This window comes from Martelella endophytica (genome assembly GCF_000960975.1).
Lineage (GTDB): Bacteria > Pseudomonadota > Alphaproteobacteria > Rhizobiales > Rhizobiaceae > Martelella > Martelella endophytica.
In genome coordinates this window covers 1,928,612-1,952,917 of the sequence record NZ_CP010803.1, presented here as the reverse complement: position 1 = coordinate 1,952,917, position 24,306 = coordinate 1,928,612, and the positions used below count along the sequence as shown (strand labels likewise).

At 63.3% G+C, this 24,306-nt stretch carries 18 protein-coding genes; 10 read left to right on the top strand and 8 right to left on the bottom strand.

From position 1 onward, the window contains the following. Positions 1–181: 181 nt before the first annotated feature. The 3 genes from cysK to dut form a co-directional block, all read right to left on the bottom strand. On the bottom strand, positions 182–1,150 hold the full coding sequence (cysK, locus tag TM49_RS08805) for a cysteine synthase A (RefSeq protein ID WP_045680625.1): 969 nt from the start codon (positions 1,148–1,150) through the stop codon (positions 182–184). Between the two features lie 149 nt (positions 1,151–1,299). Beyond that, positions 1,300–2,562: an MgtC/SapB family protein gene (locus TM49_RS08800; protein ID WP_045680623.1), complete on the bottom strand. Its 1,263-nt coding sequence runs from the start codon at positions 2,560–2,562 to the stop codon at positions 1,300–1,302. Between the two features lie 98 nt (positions 2,563–2,660). Further along, positions 2,661–3,152: a dUTP diphosphatase gene (dut, locus tag TM49_RS08795; RefSeq protein WP_045680622.1), complete on the bottom strand. Its 492-nt coding sequence runs from the start codon at positions 3,150–3,152 to the stop codon at positions 2,661–2,663. 299 nt (positions 3,153–3,451) lie between these two features. Here dut and TM49_RS08790 point away from each other — a divergent pair, with 299 nt between their 5' ends. From TM49_RS08790 to cueR, 3 genes are read left to right on the top strand one after another with little or no spacing between them, the layout of a single operon-like run. After that, positions 3,452–5,035: a peptide chain release factor 3 gene (locus tag TM49_RS08790; protein ID WP_045680620.1), complete on the top strand. Its 1,584-nt coding sequence runs from the start codon at positions 3,452–3,454 to the stop codon at positions 5,033–5,035. A gap of 1 nt (position 5,036) precedes the next feature. Continuing rightward, complete coding sequence (locus TM49_RS08785; RefSeq protein ID WP_045680619.1) at positions 5,037–5,909, top strand: NAD(P)-dependent oxidoreductase; 873 nt, start codon at positions 5,037–5,039, stop codon at positions 5,907–5,909. A gap of 54 nt (positions 5,910–5,963) precedes the next feature. Further along, entirely contained in the window at positions 5,964–6,368 is a 405-nt protein-coding gene (gene cueR / locus TM49_RS08780; RefSeq protein ID WP_045680618.1) for a Cu(I)-responsive transcriptional regulator, read from the top strand. A gap of 4 nt (positions 6,369–6,372) precedes the next feature. Here the strand turns inward: cueR and TM49_RS08775 are convergent, their stop codons facing one another. Beyond that, entirely contained in the window at positions 6,373–7,254 is an 882-nt protein-coding gene (locus TM49_RS08775; protein WP_045680617.1) for a 3-hydroxybutyryl-CoA dehydrogenase, read from the bottom strand. A gap of 200 nt (positions 7,255–7,454) precedes the next feature. On the opposite strand from TM49_RS08775, the gene dxr reads away from it, so the two are divergent. Continuing rightward, a complete protein-coding gene (gene dxr / locus TM49_RS08770; RefSeq protein WP_144409513.1) occupies positions 7,455–8,618 on the top strand; it encodes a 1-deoxy-D-xylulose-5-phosphate reductoisomerase in 1,164 nt (387 codons plus the stop codon). A 6-nt stretch (positions 8,619–8,624) separates the two neighbouring features. Here dxr and TM49_RS08765 read toward each other — a convergent pair whose 3' ends face one another. After that, positions 8,625–9,740 carry a serine hydrolase domain-containing protein gene (locus TM49_RS08765; protein ID WP_045680615.1) on the bottom strand — a complete coding sequence of 372 codons (1,116 nt, stop codon included), beginning with the start codon at positions 9,738–9,740 and terminating at the stop codon, positions 8,625–8,627. 112 nt (positions 9,741–9,852) lie between these two features. After that, positions 9,853–11,067 (bottom strand): 5-aminolevulinate synthase, encoded by a 1,215-nt coding sequence (gene hemA / locus TM49_RS08760; protein WP_045680613.1) that lies wholly within the window; start codon positions 11,065–11,067, stop codon positions 9,853–9,855. A 358-nt stretch (positions 11,068–11,425) separates the two neighbouring features. Here hemA and TM49_RS08755 point away from each other — a divergent pair, with 358 nt between their 5' ends. From TM49_RS08755 to TM49_RS08735, 5 genes are all read left to right on the top strand, one after another. After that, positions 11,426–11,704: a YMGG-like glycine zipper-containing protein gene (locus tag TM49_RS08755; protein WP_045680612.1), complete on the top strand. Its 279-nt coding sequence runs from the start codon at positions 11,426–11,428 to the stop codon at positions 11,702–11,704. Between the two features lie 217 nt (positions 11,705–11,921). Next, positions 11,922–13,850 carry an autotransporter assembly complex protein TamA gene (locus tag TM49_RS08750; RefSeq protein ID WP_052699773.1) on the top strand — a complete coding sequence of 643 codons (1,929 nt, stop codon included), beginning with the start codon at positions 11,922–11,924 and terminating at the stop codon, positions 13,848–13,850. Between the two features lie 392 nt (positions 13,851–14,242). Further along, positions 14,243–18,412 carry a translocation/assembly module TamB domain-containing protein gene (locus TM49_RS08745; protein WP_045680609.1) on the top strand — a complete coding sequence of 1,390 codons (4,170 nt, stop codon included), beginning with the start codon at positions 14,243–14,245 and terminating at the stop codon, positions 18,410–18,412. A gap of 111 nt (positions 18,413–18,523) precedes the next feature. Further along, a complete protein-coding gene (locus TM49_RS08740; RefSeq protein WP_045680608.1) occupies positions 18,524–19,678 on the top strand; it encodes a calcium:cation antiporter in 1,155 nt (384 codons plus the stop codon). A 26-nt stretch (positions 19,679–19,704) separates the two neighbouring features. Beyond that, entirely contained in the window at positions 19,705–20,805 is a 1,101-nt protein-coding gene (locus tag TM49_RS08735) for a transporter substrate-binding domain-containing protein (RefSeq protein ID WP_045680607.1), read from the top strand. A 65-nt stretch (positions 20,806–20,870) separates the two neighbouring features. Here TM49_RS08735 and TM49_RS08730 read toward each other — a convergent pair whose 3' ends face one another. Next, a complete protein-coding gene (locus tag TM49_RS08730) occupies positions 20,871–21,734 on the bottom strand; it encodes an SDR family oxidoreductase (protein ID WP_045680606.1) in 864 nt (287 codons plus the stop codon). A gap of 103 nt (positions 21,735–21,837) precedes the next feature. Here TM49_RS08730 and TM49_RS08725 point away from each other — a divergent pair, with 103 nt between their 5' ends. After that, positions 21,838–22,728, top strand: coding sequence for a LysR family transcriptional regulator (locus TM49_RS08725; protein ID WP_045680604.1), 891 nt, complete (start codon positions 21,838–21,840; stop codon positions 22,726–22,728). A gap of 9 nt (positions 22,729–22,737) precedes the next feature. Here the strand turns inward: TM49_RS08725 and guaA are convergent, their stop codons facing one another. Then, positions 22,738–24,303: a glutamine-hydrolyzing GMP synthase gene (guaA, locus tag TM49_RS08720; protein ID WP_045680602.1), complete on the bottom strand. Its 1,566-nt coding sequence runs from the start codon at positions 24,301–24,303 to the stop codon at positions 22,738–22,740. Positions 24,304–24,306 lie beyond the last annotated feature (3 nt).

Here is a 24,306-nt window from a genome sequence, read left to right as displayed (position 1 = left end):
GACGCTTATATATGATTACTTATTTCACATATAAATTTGAAATTTGTCAACAGTGATTGCGGCACCGCGACAAATTTGCCACGGCGCAACAAAAAGGCCGGAGACGTGGCCTCTGCCACATCTCCGGCCTCAAAAGAGCCTTGATAACGGTCGCGCCGGTTGGCCCCGGCGCTACAGGTTCTTACTGCCCAAGCCCTTCGAACAGCGCCGTCGACAGATAGCGTTCGGCGAAGGACGGGATGATGATGACGATGTTCTTGCCTTCGTTCTCGGGCCGGGAACCAACCTCGATTGCCGCCTTCAGTGCAGCGCCGGAAGAGATACCGACCGGCACGCCTTCAAGGCGGGCAACTTCGCGGGCAAGCGCGAAGGCATCGTCGTTTTCGACCTGCACGACCTCGTCATAGACTGAGGTATCGAGCACGCCCGGCACGAAGCCGGCGCCGATCCCCTGGATCTTGTGCGGAGCGGGCGAGCCGCCGGAAAGCACCGGTGAGGCCGCCGGCTCGACGGCGATCACCTTCACATCCGGCTTCTTCGCCTTCAGCACCTGGCCGACGCCGGTGATCGTGCCGCCCGTTCCGATGCCGGAAACGAAGATATCGACGGCGCCATCCGTGTCGTTCCAGATTTCTTCGGCCGTGGTCTTGCGGTGGATTTCCGGATTGGCCGGGTTCTCAAACTGCTGCGGGATGACGGCATTCTGGGTTTCGGCGGCGATTTCCTCGGCCTTGGCGACAGCGCCCTTCATGCCCTTCGGCGGCTCGGTCAGCACCAGCTCGGCACCGAGCAGCGCCAGCATCTTGCGGCGCTCGATCGACATCGATTCCGGCATGGTGAGGATCAGCTTGTAGCCCTTGGCCGCAGCGGCAAACGCAAGCGCGATGCCGGTATTGCCGGAGGTCGGCTCGACCAGCACGGACTTTCCGGGCGTGATCTTGCCGGCCTTTTCCAGGGCCTCGATCATGGCGAAGCCGATACGGTCCTTCACCGAGGCGATGGGATTGAAGAATTCGAGCTTGGCGAGAAGGTTGGCCTTGACGCCATGTTCCTTCGCCAGCTTGTCGAGGCGAACGAGCGGCGTGTCGCCGATCGTTTCGAGAATGGAGGAATATACCTTCCCGCGTCCGGGTTTGCCGTTCTGTTCCATGGTGGATGCTCCCTGAATTGGATAGTTCTTAGGTAGGGCCGGCAGCGCCGGAATGCGAGGCACGAACGGGCAATGCGTCGCTGACTTCTGAAACACACTTCCAATCGGAAGCCTGTTTCCGGAATTTTATTCCGCCCCTCCGCCTACCCTCACCGCAACAAGACCAGGAACGCCCAAAACCCAGCGCCGCCGACGAGGACAACACCGAGGGTTACCAGCGCCAGCAACCGACTGTAGTCCCGCGTGCCACTGCCATAGGCGAGCGCGACCTTGGTGACGAGATTGGACACCGTCGCCGTCAGCACCGCGATGGCGGCGGTATCGACAGGCACCGCGTTTCCGGCCAGATGCGCGGTCGACAGCGTGATGGCATCGAGATCGGGGATGCCGGAGACGAGCGCGATGAACACGATGCTGGAGGGGCCAAGGACATTGACCAGTATCCTGGCGACAAACCCGATGACCCCGAGCAGGGCGCCGAAGCGCAGCACCGACCAGAGCTCGAACGGATTGGAGAGATGAAGGTCGGCCTTCGGGTGGCCCCTGCTGCCGCTGAGCAGGAGGCTGGCAACGACAAAGGCGAAAAGCCCCGGCGCCAGCGCAAAGGCGAGCGGCTTTGCGAGCACCGGAGCGACAGCCGACGCGATCACGAAACAGCGGACCAGCGACAGCCCGCCGGCAATCGAGGCAGCGCCCGCGAGCTTTCGCGCGAGCGCCGGTTCGCTCACCGAGATGCGGGCGAAGGACAGGGTCGTCGCCGTTGACGAAACGACGCCGCCGGTGGCGCCGGCAAACAGAATGCCGCGATCCGGTCCGGCAATCCGCATCGCGGCGTAGCCGGCATAGGAAAGTGCGGCGATCATCACCGTCATCAGCCAGACGGCAAACGGATTGAAGCCGCCCCAGGGATCGATCGCCCGGTCCGGCAGGAGCGGCAAGGCCACGAAACTCATCGTCAGCAGCACCAGCGCGGAGCGCAGCTCCACCCAGGTCATCGTCTTCAGGAATCCGTGGAGGGAATGGCGGGCGGCGAGCAGAACGGTGGTGACCACGCCGCCGGCGGCCGCAAGCCGCATGTCGCCGGTCACCGAGACGATGCCGAGCGCGAAAATGACCAGCGCCGCAATCACGCTGGTGACGCTGAAATCGTTGTGGGGCGCGGCAGCCTTGTAGTCGAACACGATAAAGGCGGCCACCAGCCCGGCCGCAAGCGTCGCCGGCACGGCTGCGCCGACGATCAGCCCGAGATAGCCGGCAAGCCCGCCCAGAAGCCCGACCAGGGCAAAGGTGCGGATCCCCGCGACACGCTGCCCGTCGGCCATGTCGCGCTCCTGCCAGCCGCGCTCGATGCCGGCGAGAAGACCGATCGCGAGCGCCAGCCCGATCCGCTGAAACGCCTCCAACATCTCCATCCGCAAGCCTCCGCTGTAACCCGCGTTGCGGAAATTATACCAGCAGCCCGGCAGCGGAAATACAGCGATTTTCAGAGGCGGGAACGGCCGAAGGAGCGCTAGACCCCCGTCGAGCCGAAACCGCCGGCGCCGCGGACGGTATCGGTGAGCGCGTCGACAACGGTGACGGGCATCTGGGTGACCGGGGCGATGATCACCTGGGCGATGCGCATGCCGCGCTCGATCACGAAGGCTTCCTCGCCGAGATTGACGAGCAGCACCTTCACCTCGCCGCGATAATCGCTGTCGATGGTGCCGGGGGTATTGAGGCAGGTGATGCCGTGCTTGAAGGCAAGGCCGGAGCGCGGGCGGATCTGAGCTTCAAAGCCTTCCGGAATCTCGAAAATGAAGCCGGTGGGCACCAGCACCCGCTTGCCGGGCTCAAGCGTCAGCGGCGCATCGATGGCGGCACGGATGTCCATGCCGGCAGAACCGGATGTCTCGTAGGCCGGCGGTTCGATGCCTTCTGCGTTTTCCAGGCGTTTCAGCTTCAGTGTCATTTTCGTTTCCGTGTCATCGTGTTCTTGGCCGTCCCTCCTCTCCCCCGTCATGCTCGGGCTTGACCCGAGCATCTAGCCACCTTTGTCGCGAGCGGAGCCTGCGGCCTGCATCAAAGGCTGAGCCGCGACACGCTCACGCCCGTCGCAGGGAGATGTGCATGGATCCTCGGGTCAAGCCCGAGGATGACGCCAGAGAGAATGGAGAGGCCGCATTCCAAATCCGTTGTGATGTTGCCTCTCGCGCGCGGCGTTTCTCTCGCCCGCATCCTTTGCCATCGGCGTGCGACAGGTCAATTGCATCTTGCGGCCCAAATCGCTACATAGGCCGCCATCAACAGGATATTCAGCTGATGCCCGAAACGCTTGCCGAGGCGGTCGCACGCCGCCGAACCTTCGCGATCATCTCGCATCCCGACGCCGGGAAGACCACGCTCACCGAAAAGCTGCTGCTGTTCGGCGGCGCGATCCAGCTTGCCGGCGAGGTGAAGGCGAAGAAGGACCGTATCCAGACCCGGTCGGACTGGATGAAGATCGAGCGCGAACGCGGCATTTCGGTGGTCACCTCGGTGATGACCTTCGAATATGACAACACCGTCTTCAACCTGCTCGACACCCCCGGCCACGAAGACTTTGCCGACGACACCTACCGCACGCTGACGGCCGTCGACGCCGCCATCATGGTGATCGACGCGGCCAAGGGTATCGAGCCCCGGACGCTGAAGCTGTTCGAGGTCTGCCGGCTGCGCGACATCCCGATCATCACCTTCGTCAACAAGATGGACCGCGAGGCCCGCGACACGTTCGAAATCCTCGAGGAAGTGCAGGAAAAGCTGGCGCTCGACACCGTGCCGATGACCTGGCCGATCGGGCAGGGCAAGAGCTTTGCCGGCACCTATCACCTGAAGGAAAGCGCCGTGCGCTATGGCGACAGCGAGGTGGGCCTGACAAAGGTAAACGGACCGGAAGTCGTGTCGGAAAAGCTTCCCGAGCACGAGCGCCAGGAATGGGCCGAGATGGCCGAACTCGCCATCGATGGCTATCCGGTCTTCGACCGGCAGGCGTTTCTGGAAGGCCACATGACGCCGGTCTATTTCGGCTCGGCGTTGAGGAACAACGGCGTGCGCGATCTCATCCATGCGCTCTCCGACTTCGCGCCTGCGCCGCGCGCGCAGGTGGCCGATGTCCGCACCGTGGAAGCGACCGACCCGAAGATGAGCGCCTTCGTGTTCAAGATCCAGGCCAACATGGACCCGAACCACCGCGACCGCATCGCCTTCGTGCGCGTGTGCTCCGGCACGCTGACGCGCGGCATGAAAGCGAGGCTTGCCCGGACCGGCAAGCAGATGGGCCTCACCGCACCGCAGTTCTTCTTCGCCTCGCAGCGCCAGCTGGCCGATACGGCCTATGCCGGCGATGTCGTCGGTATTCCGAACCACGGCGCGCTGAGGATCGGCGACACGCTGACCGACGGCGAGGCGCTGGTGTTCCAGGGCGTGCCGAACTTCGCGCCGGAAATCCTCCGCCGTGTCCGCCTTGAGGATGCGATGAAGGCGAAGAAGCTGAAGGAAGCGCTGCAGCAGATGGCCGAGGAAGGCGTGGTGCAGCTCTTCACTCCCGAGGACGGCTCGCCCGCAATCGTCGGCGTTGTCGGCGCGCTGCAGCTCGACGTGCTGAAGGAGCGGCTGAAGGCGGAATACGGTCTGCCGGTCTCCTTCGAAATGGCGCGGTTTTCGGTCTGCCGCTGGATTTCGGCCGAGAAGAACGCCGACCTCGAAAAGTTCATCTCCGGCCATCGCGGCGATATCGCCCGTGATCTCGATGGCGACCCGGTGTTCCTCGCGCAGGACGGTTTCTCGCTGAACTATGAGAGCGAGCGGGCGCCGGAGATCCGGATGATCGCCATCAAGGAATACCATCAGGCAAAGGCGGCCTGATATGGCTGACGTGAAGGAGACGATCGGCATCTGCGGCATGGGCCGCATGGGCACGGCGATGGCGCGCCGGCTTTCCGCCTACGGGTTTCCGCTGGTGGTCTGGTCGCGCAGCGGCGTTTCGATGGAGCTTGCCTCCGAGACCCACGCCGAGGTCGCGCTGAACCCGGCGACGCTTGCCCGCAAGGCCGACATCATCATCACCTCGCTGATCAACGACGAGGCGGTGAGCGCGGTGCTGGAGGCGCTGGTCTCCACCTCGCTGCCGGGCAAGCTGGTGGTCGAGACCTCGACCGTGAGCCCGAGCCTTCTCAGCCAGTTCTCCGGACACATCAAAGCCAAGGGCGGCAGCGCCATCGATGCGCCGATCTCCGGTGGCCCGGAAACGGTGATCGATGGCAGGGCGGGCTTTTATATCGGCGGCGCCGATATAGATTTCGAACGGTTCCTGCCGGTGGCGCAGACACTCTCCAACCGCATCCACCATGCCGGCTCGCTCGGCACCGGCGCGGCAGCCAAGATCGTCAACAACATGGTGCTCTGCGGCTACTGGGAAGTGCTTCGCGAAGCGCTGACGACCGGCAAGCGCGCCGGCCTGACGCTCGAAAAAATGCTCGAAATCCTGATGACAAGTCCCGGCGGCACGCCGGCGCTGAAGGCTCGCGCACCGCGCATTCTCGGCCATGACAGAAGCGTCGGCTTTCCAGTCAGAGGCGCAGTGAAGGATGCAACCCTCTTTGCCGGCGTCGCCGACAGCTACGATGTCGACACGCCGGCCATCGACGCCGCGCTTGCAAGCTACAGGGCCTGCCTGGAAAAAGGCGATGGCGACGAGGATCTGGCGGCGATGCTGCGGATGGCGCTCGCGGTCGATTGAAACAGAAGGCGGCAGATCCTACATTCCAGAAACAGGAATGTTTGGAGTTGCCCCATGAACATCGGCGAAGCCGCGAAGCGCTCTGGCCTGCCGGCCAAGACCATCCGCTATTATGAGGATATCGGCCTCGTCATCGCCGACCGGGCCGATAACGGCTATCGCGACTATTCGGACAATCACGTCCACCGGCTGAACTTCATCCACCGCTCCCGCGACCTCGGCTTTTCGGTCGAGGAATGCCGGCTGCTTCTCTCGCTTTACGACGACGACGCCCGCGAAAGTGCAGAGGTCAAGGCGCTGGCGCTTGCCAAGATCACCGAGATCGACGAAAAACTCGCCCGCCTCGCAAGCCTGAAGGCCACCCTCCAGCACCTTGCCGACCATTGCCACGGCGACCACCGGCCGGATTGCCCGATCCTGGAGGAGCTTTCGGGCAATACGGGAAGCTGCTGCCACTGAGGCGTCAGCGTGTTGGGACGGGCTCGTCGCCGCGATAGTCGTAAAAGCCGCGACCGGATTTGCGGCCGAGCCAGCCGGCATCGACATATTTGACCAGCAGCGGACACGGGCGATATTTATTGTCGGCGAGGCCCTCGTGCAGCATCTGCATCACAGACAGGCAGGTATCGAGGCCGATGAAATCGGCAAGCTCCAGCGGCCCCATCGGATGGCGGGCGCCGAGCTTCATGGCGGTGTCGATGGCATCGACCGTGCCAACGCCCTCGTAGAGAACGTAGATCGCCTCGTTGATCATCGGCAGCAGCACGCGGTTGACGATGAAGGCCGGAAAATCCTCCGAGACCGTCGGCGTCTTGCCGAGCGAGCGGACGAATTCCTTGGCGGTGTTGAAGGTCACTTCCTCGGTGGCGATGCCGCGCACCAGCTCCACCAGTTCCATCACCGGCACCGGGTTCATGAAGTGAACGCCCATGAAGCGCTCCGGCCGGTCGGTGGAAGCGGCAAGGCGGGTGATCGACAGCGACGAAGTGTTGGTGGCAAGCAGCGCCTCTGGCTTCAGGATCGGGCAGATCTTGGCATAGAGCGCACGCTTGGCATCCTCGTCCTCGCTGATCGCCTCGATCGCCATATCGACGGAGGCGAGATCCTGCAGATCGGTGGAGGCGGAGATCAGCTTCAGCGCCTTCTTGCGGTCGTCATCGGAAAGCTTGCCGCTCGAAACCTGGCGCGCGAGATTGCCGTTGATCGTCGCCAGCGCCCGCTCGATCTGCTCCTGGCCGTGGTCGATGAGGTGAACGTCATAGCCGGCGAGCGCGCAGACATGCGCGACACCGCAGCCCATCGGCCCCGCACCGACCACGCCTATCCGTCTGATGCTTTCGGCCATGATGCGTTTCCTCTCGTCCGTTCAACCGGAAAGCCGAAACTTCCCGCTACCGGTGATAATCGTTCGCGACCGGTTTTTCCAGCCTTTTGGGGCTGGCGAATGATCGCCGGCGGCCGCAACCCGAAAAGCCGCAAATCCCCCTGTCCTTCCGCCGAAAATTCGGCTAGGGCCTCAGGGCAGGAATACGAATGGACGGCATCATGAGTAAGCGACGCATCGCCATTTTCGGCGCCACCGGCTCGATCGGGGTCAGCACACTCGACGTCATCGGCCAGCTCGGCGGTCGCGATGCGTTCGAGGTCACCGCGCTCACCGGCAACGCCAATGTCGAGGCCCTGGCACGGCAGGCGGTCGCCAGCGGCGCCGAGATCGCGGTGACGGCCGACGAAAGCCGGTACGGCGCACTGAAGGAAGCGCTTGCCGGCACCGGCGTCGATGCAGCCGCCGGCCCCTCCGGCCTGATGGAGGCGGCAGAGCGGGAAAACGACATGGTGATGGCCGCCATCGTCGGCACGGCCGGCCTGAAGCCGGCGCTGGCGGCCGCCGCACGTGGCGCCGACATTGCGCTTGCCAACAAGGAATGCCTCGTTTCCGCCGGACCGCTGTTTCTCGATGCGGTCAAACGCGGCGGCGGCACGATGATCCCCGTCGATAGCGAACATTCGGCCGTCTTCCAGGTTTTCGAGGAGCATCAGCGCCAGGCGCTGGAGCGCGTCATCATCACCGCGTCGGGCGGTCCCTTCCGCAACAAGTCGCTGGAAGAGATGCGCCATGTCGATGCGGCGACGGCGCGGGCGCATCCGAACTGGTCGATGGGTCTGAAAATCTCGATCGACAGCGCCTCGATGTTCAACAAGGCGCTGGAAATGCTGGAGGCGATGCACCTGTTCGCCCTGAAGCCGGAGCAGGTCGAAGTCGTCATCCACCCGCAATCCATCATCCATTCCATGGTCGGCTATGCCGATGGTTCGGTGCTGGCCCAGCTCGGCGTGCCGGACATGCGCACCGCCATCGGCTATGCGCTCGCCTATCCGAAGCGCCAGCCGCTCGCCGTCGACCGGCTCGATTTCGCCAGGCTCGCGCGGCTCGATTTCGAGGCGCCGGACGAGACGCGCTTTCCGGCGCTGCGGCTGGCACGGCTTGCGATGGAGCGCGGCGGGCTGCAGGGCGCGGTGCTGAATGCCGCGAAAGAAATCGCGCTCGAGGCTTTCATCGAGGGTCGCTGCGGCTTCCTTGAAATGGCCGAGGTTGCGGAGGCCGTGATGGAGGCGCTTTCCGGCCTCCCCGAGGCCGCCGGCATCGAAGACGTTTACACCGCAGATGCGGAGGCGCGCCGGCTTGCGGCCGAACGCCTTCGCCGCTGAACGGCCTCAGCCGAAGACCGCTTCCTGCAGCTGAAACTTGAACGGCCCGTCGCAGCCTTCCGGCGCCGTATTGGTCAAAGCCACGACGACCGTGCCGCTTGCCGGATGGTAGCACCAGTTGTTGCCGTAGATGCCGCCCCAGGCGACCGTGCCCTCCGGCAGGTGCGAATTGTCGAGCGCCGGATTTTCCATCACCGAACCGATGAACGAAAACCTGACGCCGGGGCGCAGACGAAGATCGCCAATCTGGTTGCGGCAGGCCGCGCGTGCCGTTTCGGTGTTCAGAACACCGGTGCCATCACGGCGATACATCTCCAGAAGCCGCACCACGGCATCCGCGGTACCCGCCATGCCGCCGCCGCCACCCTGGAAAGCTTCGCGGTTTAAGATCCGCGCCGGCGAGAAGGTGTAGGTCATCTCCTCGGAGAACTTGACGCGCTCCGGCTCGCCCATGGGCTGCGGCGCGGGTTCGGCGTTGTAATAGGCCGTCGCAAGCCGCTCGCGATCGGCAACGCGAAACCCGGTATCGGCGATGCCGAGTGGGGCGAAGACATAGTGGCGGAGCGCATCCTCGACCGAGCCGCCATGGACCTCGGCGAGGATCGCGCCGAGGATGTCGATGGCGATCGAATATTCCCAGGCCGTGCCGGGCTGGTAGGCGAGCGGCACGGTGTTGTGCAGGGAGAAGTTTTCCTCCAGCGTCCGGTTGGTGTTTTCGATGCCGAGTGAAATCGAATCGTGGACCGAAAGGATGCCGGCGCCGGGCTTGTAGGTGAGGCCAGCGGTATGGGTCAGGAGCTGGCGAACGGTGATGACCGCCTGCCGCCCGTCCGGGCCCGGCGGATGAAACCACGGCAGAAGCTCGCTGACATGGCTGTCGAGCGTGAACTTGCCGGCATCGATCATCGCCAGCGCCGCAGTCGCGACAAATGGCTTGGTCACCGAGGCATAGCGGAAGATCGTGTCTTCCTGAACCGGCTTTCCGGCCTCGCGATCCGCATAGCCTGCCGCGCGCACATAAACGGGTTCGCCGCCGCGCAGCACCTTCACCACCGTGCCGACAATGCGTCCCTCGTCGATCGACCGGTCGATGACCGCATCGGTTCTTGCCGCAATATCCATGATCGAACCTCCCAGGATTTGCCTTGAGAGATCAAATGGAGGCGGTCGGTGTCAAGTGAATTTCGGGTGACGGGGCACCCCGCGACGGCGGGGAGCCCTCAAGCCGGAACGCTCAGGCCACAGCCCGTGCCAGCGCGCATTGCGACCACAGCGAATGCAAGGCGTTCACCAGATGGTCGATGTCGGCGTCGGTGTGAAGCGGCGTCGGCGTGAAGCGCAGGCGCTCGGTCTTGCGCGGCACGGTCGGGTAATTGATCGGCTGCACATAGATGCCGAAATCGTCGAGGAGGATATCGGAAATCCACTTGCACTTCGAGGCGTGGCCGACCATCACCGGCACGATATGGCTCGGATTGGGCATATGCGGAATGCCGGCACCATCGAGCTTGACGCGCAGCGCCTGGACCCGCTCGCGGTGGCGCTGGCGCTCGATCTGGCTGACCTTGAGGTGACGGATCGAGGCAACCGCCCCGGCAGCGAGCGCTGGCGGCAGGGCCGTGGTGAAGATGAAGCCGGAGGCGAAGGAGCGGATGAAATCGACCAGCGCCTGGGAGCCTGTGATATAGCCGCCCATGACGCCGAAAGCCTTGCCGAGCGTGCCTTCGATGATGGTGATGCGGTCCATCAGACCTTCGCGCTCGGCAACACCGCCGCCGCGCGGACCATACATGCCGACGGCATGCACTTCATCGAGATAGGTCATCGCGCCATACTTGTCGGCGAGATCGCAGATTTCCTTGATCGGGGCGATATCGCCATCCATCGAATAGACCGATTCAAAGGCGATCAGCTTCGGCGCTGCCGGATCGGCGGCCTTCAACTTGGCCTCGAGATCGTTGAGGTCGTTGTGGCGGAAGATGACGCGTGCGCTCTTGCCGTGACGGATACCTTCGATCATCGAGGCATGGTTCAGCGCGTCGGAGAAGATGATCAGGTTCGGGATCTTCTGGCCGAGCGTCCCGAGCGAGGCCCAGTTCGACACATAGCCGGAGGTGAAGATCAGCGCCGCTTCCTTGCCGTGAAGATCGGCAAGCTCGTTTTCGAGCTGGACATGATAGTAGTTGGTGCCGGAAATATTGCGGGTGCCGCCGGCCCCTGCTCCGCAAGCCTCGATCGCCTCCTGCATGGCGGCGATCACGGTGGGACACTGCCCCATGCCGAGGTAATCGTTGGAACACCAAACGGTAACGTCGGACGCGACGCCGTCCTTGAAACGGGAGGCGCGCGGAAAGTCACCACGATGCCGCTTCAGTTCGGCGAAGACGCGATACCGGCCTTCTTCATGCAGTCCTTCGAGTTCGCCTTTGAAAAATGCTTCGAAATCCATCACTCAGATGCTCCACCGCAAGGCCATTTTTGTTTCCTTTAAAATTTGACGAAGTTTGAACAACGTCAAGGCGCAGAGCCCCCAAAACCCGCGCATGCGTCAATTGGCCCTTGTTTGAATTATTCCAAACTGCTTTTACACGCAACCGCAAGCCTTAAAACTTGATCGGTGTCAAATCCGCCATCGCTTTGGCTGTTTTTAAGGTTTTTTTTGCAAATATCATGTTGCCGCTTTTTTCTTCCTCCCTGCGCCCTATTCTTGTATGACGTTGTGGAGGTGGCCTTGGCCGGAAAGCCTTCGGCAGACACGAAGCATCCAGCCACAACAAGACCTTATGACAACCTGAGTGAGGGATATTATGAAAAAGATTCTTGCTGGATTTCTGATTGGCGTTTCGGCGCTCGCTGCCACGGCCTGCACACCCACACAGGAAGGTGCAGCGATCGGCGCCGGCACCGGCGCGCTCGTCGGCACCGCCATTGATGGTGGCGGCCTGGGTGGCGCACTCGTCGGCGCAGCTGTCGGCACCGCCGCCGGCGCCCTGATCGGCCGTGCCGCCGAGGGCAACAACAAGTGCTATTATCGTGACCGCTACGGCCGCGAATACACCGACACCTGCCCGCCCGGCTACCGTTGATTGAAGCGCGCCGCTGAGGCGGCGCGTCGGCAGCCCGAGCCGCCCTGCGGTCTTTACCGGGCTCGCCGAAACACGTATTGAAAAACCCGCCAGCAGCGAGACCGAAAGATTTGGTTAACGCTGTTGGCGGGTTTTGCTTTTTGGCGCGGGCCCGAAAGGCATTCTATGATAGTTTATACCAGAGTGACTCTAACCAGCAGTATTATCTGAGTTTTCTATGGCACATGCGTTCACGAGGCTGTTCCCCGGCATAGCCGTTCCGGTCAAACCGGGACTGCTGCTTGCCGTCAGCCTTTTTGCCTGTGTCGGCCTCTCCGCGGAGAAAGCCGCGGCCTTCAGCCTGTTCGGCATCCACCTCTGGGGCGAGCGAGACGCAGAGGTAGACACGGTTCAGGACCCCGTCCGCTACACCGTCAATTTCACGCTGACCGGCGGCGACAGCGACCTTGAAGGGTTCCTGCGCAGACGCTCCGAACTCGTCTCCGGCCAGGACCAGCCGGTCGATGGCGATCTCGGCCTTCTCGTCAAGGCGCGCGACGACCTGCAGATCCTTGTCGGCTCGCTCTACGAAAGAGCCTATTACGGCGGCCTCGTCGATATCTACATCGAAGGCAGACCGATCACCGACATTGTCGGCCTTCCGAATTTCGACCGCGTCAATCCGGTTCCGGTCACCGTCAACGTCAAGGCAGGCCCGCTCTTCAACTTTGCCAGGATCGATCTTCAAGGCGATGCGGCGCAATTCGACCCGGCGAAATATGACCTCGTCACCGGCACGCCGGCCTATTCGACCACCATCCTGTCGGCGGCCAACGCCATCGTCAACGACCTCAAGAACGAGGGCCATCCCTTCGCAGAAATCACCCAGCGGGAGGTGATCGCCAACCACGACAACGCCACGATCGACGTCATCATCGGCGCGATGGCTGGGCCGATTGCCGATCTCGGCCCGGTAGCGATCAAGGGTTCGGAGGCCGTCGATCCGGATTTCATCCGCCATTACTCGCGGCTGAAGGCCGGGCAACGCTACTCCCCGGAAGAACTGAACGAGGCCGCAAACCGGCTGCGCAAGCTGAACACCTTCGATTCCGTCGTCATCAACACCGGCGATGCGCTCGACGACAACGGACAGCTGCCAACCACGATCAACGTCAAGGACGGCAAGTTCCGCTATTTCGGTGTCGGCGCGACAATCTCATCGATCGACGGCGCCGGGCTCGAGGGCTATTGGGGCCATCGCAACCTGTTCGGCCACGCCGAAGGGCTGAAGATCGAGGGAAGCGTCGCCCGAATCGGCGAAGCATCGGGCTTTGACGATCTCGATTTCGCCGGCGGCATTACCTTCACACGGCCCGGCCTGTTCCTGCCTTCGGGCACACTGACAGCCAGCCTGCTGACGGCGGCGGAAAACCCCGATCCCTACAATGCCAAGTCCGTCGCTGCCGCGGTGACCTACAGCTATGAGCAGGGTGACTACAACACGATCACCGGTGGCGTTGAGACCCGCTACGCCAACATCGAGGACGCCTTCGGCACCGAGGACTACCTCACCTTCTCCGTTCCGGTCGCCTTTGATCGCGACAGCCGCAACGATGCGCTGAACCCGACCGAGGGGCTCTACCTCATCACCACCGCCCAGCCCACCTATGACTTCCTCGGCGACACGTTCTACTCCTCGTTCGACGCGATCGCCTCGACCTATTTCGCCGCGGGTGCCGATGACCGCTTCGTGCTTGCCGGCAGGCTCGGCGTCGGCACGATCGTCGGCGGCGACAGCCTGAAGGACATTCCGGCAACGGACCGCTTCTATTCGGGCGGTGGCGGCAGCGTGCGCGGCTATGGCTACAAGACGATCTCGCCGCTGAACGCGAATGGCGACGAGACTGGCGGCCGCTCCTATGTTGAGGCTTCGGTGGAAGCGCGAATCGGCGTCACCAAGAACGTCCAGATTGTACCTTTCGTCGATGCGGCCGACGTGTCCTCCGACGCATTCCCGGATTTCGGTGACATTCGCGCCAGCGCCGGTATCGGTGTGCGTTACCTGACGAGCTTCGGCCCGATCCGCCTCGATGTCGCCGTTCCCCTCGATCGTTACCCGAACGGCGAGCGCTACGGCATCTACGCCGGTATCGGCCAGGCGTTCTAGAGCCCTTCAGGCTTAAATGGAATCCGTCCTGTTTGCCCAAACCGGTCATTCCACGCGAAGAAGCCCGCGCGGCATAGCCATAGCTATGGCGAAGGGTTTCGACAAAGTGGAGGGCCGGTTTCGGCAAACCCGATGGGCGGCATGAATTTGCGCCATTGCCGGCGGTCTTCGGCTTGGACATAGCTACGGCTATGCCCTGCGCCAAAGCCCTTGGTCCTGGCGCAAATTCCTTGCCGCAGGACGCTTCCATTTAAGCCTGAAGGGCTCTAGCAATCCTCGCGACTCACAGCATCGTCATCAAATGACCTTGAATTTAAGGGCATTTTCATGCCTTTCATGAAAAGATGCGGCCGCGCCGGAACCAGCACACTGACAGGGACATTTAAGTCGAGATGAAATACGTCACCGCACCACTGCTCTTTGCACTTCGCCTGATCGCCGTTCTTCTCGGCGTGCTGGTCCTTGTTGCGGTGGTTGCGTTCGTGCTGGTCGGCTATACCGGCTTCGGTGCCAATTTCGCGGTTCAGCAGGTCACCAAGCGCATCGCATCGCCCGATTTCGCGGTTCATGTCGGCCGGGTCAGCGCCCCGCTGACAGGGTATTTTACCGTCGAATCGGTGACGGTCTCCGATAGCGAAGGCCCCTATGTGGATGTTCAGGACATCGTGCTCGACTGGTCGCCGCTGGCGCTTTTCAGCGGCAAGTTCTCGGCAGAGAACCTGACGGCCCAATCGATCGAAATGAAGCGTCTGCCTGCCCCGGGCCCCGAAAAGGCGGATACGGCGACGAAAGAGAGCGGCCCGTTCTCACTGCCGATCGGCATCGAGATCTCGCATTTCGGCTTCCCGGCGATCGACATCGGCGCGCCGGTCCTCGGCGAGGACTATCCGCTTTCGGCCGAGGGACATGTCGATGCGGTCAAGGACAGGATCTCCGTGGCGCTCGATGCCACGCATCGCGCACGGCCCAATACCTATGTGAAGGCAACGGTTGACTACGCACCGGCCGACAACCGCATGGACATTTCCGCCGAGGTCAACGAGCCGGAGGGCGGGATCGTCGCCACCCTCATCAAGCTTCCCGGTGCACCGGCGCTCAACATCAAGCTCGACGGCAACGGTCCCCTGTCGGACTGGTCCGGAACGCTGACCGCGGCCCTTTCCGGCGACACGCTCGGGACCATCGATATCGACCACCAGCTTGATGCCGATGGCAATCGCACCGTGGCGCTGTCGGGCAGCGGGCAGTTCGCGCCGCTTGCGCCCGAAGATTTCCGCTCGCTGGTCGAAGGCACGACCAATCTCGACGTCTCGGCGACGCTCGCCCCCTCGGGTCGCGTCGCCATCAACCGCGGTACGGTCACGACCGGCGGCTTCTCGCTTCAGGCCTCCGGTGCCTACGACCCGAAGGGCACCAACGACCTCACGGCAACGCTGGCCGCAACCGATGAGCCGGTGCCATTCGCCTGGCCGCTTGGCGAGGATCAGCTTTCGCTCGCGATGACCAGCGCCGCGGTGACGCTTTCCGGCGATGCGCAAAATGCCGACATCACCGCCTCCGCCAAACTCGCGCGCCTCACCGTGCCGCAGGCCGATGTCAGCGACGTGGCGCTCGACGTCAAGGGAACCGGCTTCAACATCACGGAGCGCAGCGGCACGCTCGACACGACGCTTTCGGTCGGCGGCATCGTCCTCGACAACGAGGCGATCAGCCCCTTCGTCCGGGCTCCGGTGACGATCAAGGCACCGGTGACGCTTGCGGGATCGCAGATCACGCTGGACAAGGCGACGCTCGAAAGCGGCGCCATCGGCGGAACCGTCGACCTTGCCTACGACACCGCCGATGGCGGCCTGAACGGGCATGCCAAACTGTTCCTGGCACCAGACGCCCTGCCGACGGCCGCCGCCAACATGATCTCCGGCACGACACGGGTCGAGAGCGATTTCGCGCTCGCCGCCGGCGGTGCCATCTCGCTCTCCGGCCTTGAGGTCGAAAACGACCTCGTCAACGCATCCGGTGATGTCGCGCTTTCCGATGGCAGCCTCGACGCTTCCCTGAAGGCGGTGGTCGCCGATCTTGCGCGGCTTGCGCCCCAGGTCTCCGGCAAGGCAGAGCTTTCGCTCGACGCAAAAGGCGATGTCACCAAGCCCGATATCGATGCGAAGGTGACCGCAGACGCCCTGCAGATCACCGGCGAGACGCTCGAGAATTTCGTGCTGACTCTGTCCGGCAAGGCGGATATGGCAGCGCCCGAGGCCACGCTTTCGGCAAGCGGCAACTATGCGGGCCAGCCGCTGACGCTCGCAGCCGACGTCGCTTCCAGCGATGGCGCAATCGCAATCTCCGGGATCGACGGCAAGGTCGGTGCCAATACGCTTTCCGGCGACCTGACGCTCAACGGCGAGTTCCTGCCCGCCGGCGGCATCAGTTTTGACTTTCCCGATCTGAAGCTTCTTGCCGGCCTTGCAGGACAGCAGGCCTCCGGCAGCCTCAAGGGCCGGGTCGAGCTCGACAATGATGGCGGCAAGCTGGGACTTTCGCTTGATGCCAGCAGCGATCGCCTCGGCTTTGCGACGGTGAGTGCCGAGAACCTCGATGCCGACGTCACGGTTGCCGATATCGCCGAACTCAAGGCGAGCGGCAAGATCGCCGTCGGCACGCTGAATGCCAGCGGCCAGAGCGTTTCCAACATCGCGCTGACCGCCCGCAACGATGGCAATTCCACGACCTTCGACCTCGCCGCCCGCTACCAGGACAAGCCCATCGAGGCCGAAGCGGTGGTGACCCGTGGTGATACGATCGAGATCGACCTGCAGCGGCTCTCCGGCTCGCCGATGGCCGTCGACCTGAGGCTCGCCCAGCCCGGCCACGTTTCCATCGCCAACGGCACGGCAAACCTCAGCAATATCCGGCTCGGCATCGGTGGCGGCACGGTCAGCGCCAGCGGCAGTGTCGGCAACACGCTGAACCTTGCGATCGACATCAACGGCGTCTCCGCCGCGGTGGCCAACCTGTTCGTGCCGTCGCTCGGCGCGGAAGGCACGGTCTCCGGCACGGTCAGGACCAGTGGCTCGCTCGCAAATCCCGCGGCCGACTACGACCTGACCTGGAACAACGGCAACCTTGCCCAGAACCGTCAACTCGGCGGCCCTTCTTTCACGCTTTCGGCCAGTGGCCGCTATGACGGCAACCAGGTGACCACCGACGCGACGATGAACAACGGCAGCGGCATGACCGTTACCGCCAACGGCTCGGTCGGCCTCACCGGCAACATGCCGCTTGACCTCGCCGTCAGAGGCCAGCTGCCGCTCAGCATGGTCTCCGCCGCCGCCGCCAACGCCGGTTTCGTGCTCTCCGGAAGCGCTACCGGCGACATCACCGTGGGCGGCAGTGCGAAAAGCCCGCAACTTTCCGGCGGCGTCGACGTCAACATCACCTCTCTGACCGATATCCGCCGCGGCATTACGTTGAATGACATCAGGGGCCGGGTCGCGCTTGCCGGCGACCGGGTGACGATCGACGGTATCACCGGCCGTCTGAGCGGTGGCGGTACGATAACGATCAAGGGCAATGTCGGCATCACCGGCGATTTTCCCGCCGCGCTGCAGGTCGTCGCCGACAATGCCGTGATCAATGACGGTACGCTGCTGTCGACAACCGTCAACGGCACGCTATCGCTGGACGGTCCCGTCCTCGGCTCGCCACGGCTTTCCGGCCGGCTGGCGCTCGGCAGGACGGCGATCACCATTCCCGAACGGCTTCCGGCCTCGATTTCGGACATCAACATCGTTCATGAGAACGCCTCGGCGGCCGTCCTCGCACAGGCCAAGGCCCTTGCGCCGCAGGAGACGACAGGGGCACGCTCATCGATCGCGCTCGACATCACCATCGACGCGCCGAATGCCATCTTCGTGCGTGGACGCGGCGTTGATGCCGAACTCGGCGGCTCGATCCGCGTCGCCGGAACCACTCAGAATCCGGTTGTCTCCGGCGGCTTCGACCTGATCCGCGGCCGACTTTCCCTGCTCAACCGCCGTCTCGATTTCTCGCGCGGCCGCATCACCTTCGGTGGTGCCCTCGTGCCGATCATCGACCTGCAGGCCCAGACCTCGGCGGGCTCCACCGCGATTTCGATAACGCTTGAGGGTGTTGCCAGCGATCCGCAGGTTCAACTGAGCTCGACACCGCCGCTGCCGCAGGACGAGATCCTCGCCCAGCTCCTGTTCAACCAGTCGTCCTCAAGACTGTCTGCGCTGCAGATTGCCCAGCTTGCAGACGCCGTGCTGCAGCTGACCGGCGGCACCGACCAGTCGCTGTTCTCAGCGGTGCGCAATGCGCTCGGCATCGACAACCTCGACCTCAGCACCGACGATGCCGGCAATACCTCGGTCAGCGTCGGCAAGTATCTGAACAACAACACCTATGTCGAGGTCGAACAGAGCCGCGACACCGGCACGCAGGCCAATATCAACATCGACATCGGCCGAAACTTCATCCTCAAGGGATCGGCCGGTTCCCGCGGTGAAACCTCGGGCGGCATCTTCTACGAACGGGAATACTAGAGTAGTTCGCTCTCTCACACTGCCGATCGCAAGCGCTGCACCGCCGGGTTGAAAACATGGCGAGAAAGTGGCAATCGATAAGTGCCCCCTCGGCATGGCAGGAGTGACAGCGTGAATACCGGCAGCACCGCGACGACAGCGAAACCGCAGTCTCCGCTCGTCGCCTTTCTCAGGCGCGAAAAGGTTCTGGGTGCGGCTCTCCTGAGTTGTCTTCTCGTCCTCCTGTTCGAACACCCGCTCACCACCGGCTTCGCCAATCCGTTCAAGCTTGTCGCCGTTCTTTCCTGGCTCTTCATCATCATCCTCGCCACTGCCATAGGCGTGGTGCGGCACGCGGAGGCGCTGTCGAGCCGGCTTGGGGAACCCTTCGGCACGCTGGTGCTGACGCTCTCCATCACCGGCATCGAGGTCCTGAGCATCACAGCGGTGATGCTGCACGGCGAGAACAATCCGGCGCTGGTACGCGACACGCTGTTTTCGGTGGTGATGATCATCATGGGCGGCATGGTGGGGATTTCGCTGCTGCTGGGTGCCTTCCGCCACAAGGAGCTGAGCTTCAATCTGCAGGGCGCGAACGCCTATCTCGGCGTCATCATACCGCTCGCCGTCTTCAGTCTCGTGCTGCCGGACTTTAGCCGCTCATCCGAAGGCCCGACGCTGAGCGCGCTTCAGAAGGCCATGGTCGGGCTGATGGCCGCCGGCCTCTACATCATCTTCCTGCTGATCCAGACTGGCCGTCACCGCACCTTCTTCTCGCTTCCCCAGGTTGAAGGCGATGCCGAGGAACTTCACGAGGAGACGGAGGCTTCGCCCTATCCAGTCGGCATCAGCCTTCTGCTCCTCGTCTGCTACATTGCGCCGATCGTCTTCCTGGTCGAGACGCTCGCCAAGCCGGTCGACTACATCATCGAGACATTGCATATGCCGGTCGCGATCGGTGGTGTCATGATGGCCATTCTGGTGACGACACCGGAGGGGATTGGCGGCGTCAAGGCGGCGCTCGCCAACCGGCTGCAGCAATCGGTCAACATCTTCCTCGGCTCGGTGCTGGCGACGATCGGCCTGACCGTACCGATCATGCTTGCCTTGTCGAGCGCACTCGGCCTCGATCTGGTGCTCGGGCTCGCCGGCATCGACGTCATGATGCTGATCCTGATCTTCACAGTTTCGATCGTGACGTTTTCGAGCGGGCGCACCCATGTTCTGCAGGGTGCCGTCCATTTCCTGATCTTCGTGGCATTCCTGATGCTGCTCTACCGGGGCTGACCGACCCTCAAGGGGAGAACGACGACATGCTGATGATAATCCGGCCGCTTATTCTGGGCCTCGCCTTGATCTTCTCCATGGCCGTGCCGCCGGCCAGCGCACAGGATGCCCCGCAGGACCGACCGGAGATCACCGTCGGCTACAGGGTGACGCCGCCCTTCATCACCCGTGGCGAGGATGGCAACTATGGCGGCATGGCGGCCGAGCTCTGGAAACGGATCGCCGAAGGGCTCGACGTGACGCCACGCTATGTCGAATACGATACGGTGGCCGACCTTCTCGCCGCCACCGAAGCCCGGGAGGTCGATGTCGCCGTCGGCGCGATCTCGATTACCGAGGACCGCGCCGAACGGGTCGACTTCACCCAACCCTTCTTCGATTCCGGTCTGCGGGTGATGATCGACAACCGGACCTCCTCCTCGCTCGTTAATCTCTGGAACGGTCTCGCCGAGGCCGGCTATCTGCGCTACTACGCCTGGCTCCTGGTCTTCATCCTCATCGGAACCGTTGGCCTAACGATCTTCGACCGCCGTTTCGACAAGAACTTCCCGCAGCGCTGGCGCGATGGCGTCGCCGAGAGCTTCTATTCGGTGATGCTGGTCGTCACCAAGGGGACGCTGCCGAGCCGGTCGCGCCTGTTCGGCTGGTATGGCCGGTTTTTCTCCGCCTTCTGGCTGATCATCGGCATCGCGGTCGTCGCCTATGTCACCTCCTCGGTCACCAGCGTCATGACCAGCATCGCCATCACCGGCGGGATCAACGGACCGGACGACCTGCCGGGCACCACGGTCGGCGTCTTCCGCGGCTCGACGGCGGAGAACCTGATGCGCCGGCAAGGGATAGACTTCATCACCTATCCCGGCATCGAAGCGGCCGTCGACGGCCTGCGTGGCAATGATGTCGATGCAATCGTCGCCGACGCCCCGGTGCTCGAATACTACAAGTTCCGCAATCCGGAGCTCGGCCTCGATGTCGTCGGCAGGCTGTTTTCGCCCGAAAAATACGGCTTCGCCCTGCCCTACGGCCAGGACACGATGATCTACCCGATCACGGTGCGCCTACTGGCCCTCCAGGAAGACGGCATCGTGCAGCAGATCGCCCAGGACTATTTCGGCGACGAACGCTGAACATCTCATGACAAGGCCATGGGAACCGCCGAAGCAGCTCCCATGGCTTCGAACCACCGGCAAGATCAACGCGCCGTGGCGACAGCGAAATCCCGGTAGGTGTGGAGCGGACGGCCGAGGATTGCGGTCAGCCGCTCGACGTCGCCGGCCTCCGGGATCATCCCGTCGCCGACGAAGCGCTCCGCCATCAGCCGCATCTCGTAGGCCATCCACGCCGGCATGAAACCCGCCATGGTCTGCTCGAAGCCCGTCGGATCGTCACCGGCATAGGCGACCGGGCGGCCGAGCACATCCGACCAGATGGCGGCGACGCCCTCACCGGTCAGAATTTCGGGGCCGACGAGGTTGATGGTTTCGACCGGAAGCTTGCCGGTCGCATCCGCCCGCCGGATGAGCTCGATTGCGGCAACCTCGGCAATATCGCGGGCATCGACCATTGCGAGGCCCTTGCTGCCGATCGGCATTGGATAGACACCGTGGTCGACGATCACGTCGCGAACCTGGGCGTCGTTGTCGATGAAGTAGGTCGGCCGCAGGACCGTGGCACTGAAGCCCATCTGCTCGAGCATCCTTTCGGCGCCGTACTTGACGGCGAAGTGTGGCACGTTGACGAACTGATCGGCGTGGATCACCGACAGATAGACAAGCCGCTCGACGCCGGCCTCGTGGGCAATGTTCAGAGTGATGAGCGCCTGAGTGAATTCATCCGCAGTGACGGCATTCAGAAGGAAGAAGGCGTCGACGCCCGTCATTGCCGCCCTGAGGGCATCCAGATCGAGCAGCTCTCCCTTGAAAACCTCGACGCCGGCCGGAAATTCGGCCTTGGCGGGATCGCGGGTAAGAACGCGGACACTCACACCGCGGCTTGCGAGCTGTTCGACGACATGGCGGCCGATGCGGCCGGTGGCTCCGATTACGAGTATGGTCATAGTGTTGCTCCTGTAAGCGTGTTGTTGATGAGGGGAATATGATCGGTTCACAGGAGGTCCGGTAGACGCTACATTTAGACGGAACGTCTCACAGGTGGAACAGATGGATTTGCTGGCGCTTTCGGATTTCACGCTTGTTGCCCGCCATGGCGGCTTTGGTCGCGCCGCCCGCGCTTCCGCCCGTCCCAAGGCGACCCTGTCGCGTCGTGTGGGTGAACTCGAGGCAAGCCTCGGCATCCGCCTGTTCGAGCGCGGGGCCCGTGCGCTGAAGCTAACCCAGGAAGGCCGCACACTTTACGAACGCGCCGGTCTTCTCTTGAACGAACTCGAGGAAGCCACGGCGGCGATCGCTTCCGGCGGCGAAAAGCCGCGCGGCCGGCTGCGGATCAGCGCGCCGCTGGTGTTCTCACAGACCGCCATGGGCAAGATCGCCGCCGGCTTCGTGCAAGCCTATCCTGATGTCCGGCTGGAGGTGACGACCGAAGACAGGGCGGTCGACCTGATCGAGGAGGGTTTTGATCTGGTGATCCGGGTCGATCCGCCGTCGGACCTCTCCCTTGTCGGGCGGGCATTCCTGCGAGACCGCCTGGTAGTCGTGGCAAGCCCCGACCTCAAACGCCCCACCGCGGGCCATCCCGCTCCCGCCGTATCGCGGCATGCGAGCGACACCATGGTCTGGCGATTGGCCACCCCTGAGGGACCGTCAGAGCTTCAGGCAAGGCCGGTACTTACCCTGTCATCGTTGATCATGGTGCGGGATGCCGTGCGTGCCGGCGCCGGCGCCGGTTGCCTGCCAATATCGCTGGTGAGCACGGATCTCGCCGCCGGCCGGCTGGTGCATTGGGGTGACGTTGCCGACAGTGCCATCACGCTCTGGGCGCTTTACCCTTCACGGCGACTCCTGAGCGCTCGCGTTTCCGCCTTCCTCGACTACCTGAAACAGGCCTTTCCCAACGGAACGCCAGACGAACTCGCCGCCTTCATGGAAGGGTGATGCTGGAGATCATTCCCACTCGATCGTGCCGGGCGGCTTCGAGGTGACGTCGTATACTACGCGGTTGATGCCGCGGACTTCGTTGATGATGCGGGTGGCGGCCTTGCCGAGGAAGTTCATGTCGAACTGGTAGAAATCGGCCGTCATGCCATCGACCGAGGTCACGGCGCGCAGTGCACAGACGAATTCATAGGTGCGGCCATCGCCCATCACGCCGACGGTCTGCACCGGCAGCAGCACGGCGAAGGCCTGCCAGATGACGTCGTAAAGGCCGTTTTTCCGTATTTCGTCGAGATAGATGGCGTCGGCCTCGCGCAGGATGTCGAGCTTTTCCTTGGTCACGCCGCCGGGGCAGCGGATGGCAAGGCCCGGTCCCGGGAAGGGATGCCGGCCGATGAATGAATCGGGCAGGCCGAGCTCCTTGCCGAGCACGCGGACCTCGTCCTTGAACAGTTCGCGCAGCGGCTCCACCAGCTTCATGTTCATCCGCTCGGGGAGCCCGCCGACATTGTGGTGCGACTTGATGGTGACCGAGGGGCCGCCGGAGAAGGACACGCTTTCGATGACGTCGGGATAGAGCGTGCCCTGACCGAGGAAATCGGCGCCGCCAAGCTTCTTCGCCTCTTCCTCGAAGGTCTCGATGAACAGCCGGCCGATGATCTTGCGCTTGGTTTCCGGATCGGCAACGCCCTCCAGTTCGCCCACGAACCTGTCGACAGCATCGACGTGGATGAGGTGGAGATTGTAGTGCTCGCGGAACATCGCGACCACTTCGTTGGCCTCGTTCTTGCGCATCAGGCCGTGGTCGACGAGGATGCAGGTGAGCTGGTCGCCGACCGCCTCATGGATCAGGAGCGCGGCAACGGACGAGTCGACGCCGCCGGACAGCGCGCAGATGACCTTGCTGTCGCCGACCTGATCGCGGATCTTCTGCACCATCTCGGCGCGATAGGCCGCCATCGACCAGTCCGATTTCAGTCCGACGATCTTGTGCACGAAATTGGCAAGCAGCTTGCCGCCATCGGGCGTGTGGACGACTTCCGGGTGGAACATCGTCGTGTAGTAGCGCTTTTCCTCGTTGACGCAGATGGCAAACGGGGCATTCGGCGAGACGCCGATGATCTCGAAGCCTTCCGGGGCGACGGTGACGCGGTCGCCATGGCTCATCCACACCGGATACTTTTTCCCGACTTCCCAGATGCCTTCGAAGAGCGGCGAAGCTTTCAGGATCTCGACATCCGCCCGGCCGAATTCCGCCGCGTGGCCGCCCTCGACCACGCCGCCGAGCTGAACGGAGAGCGTCTGCTGGCCGTAGCAGATGGCCAGTATCGGCACGCCGCTGTCGAAAACGGCCTGCGGTGCCCGCGGCGAGCCTTCGCGCGTCACCGAGTCCGGACCGCCGGAGAAGATCACGCCCTTCGGCTGCAGACGCTCGAAGCCTTCCTCCGCCTTCTGGAACGGCACGATCTCGCAATAGACGCCGGTCTCGCGCACGCGGCGCGCGATCAGCTGCGTCACCTGGCTGCCGAAATCGATGATCAGGACGGAATCGGGATGGGTAATCTCTGCGGTCATGGG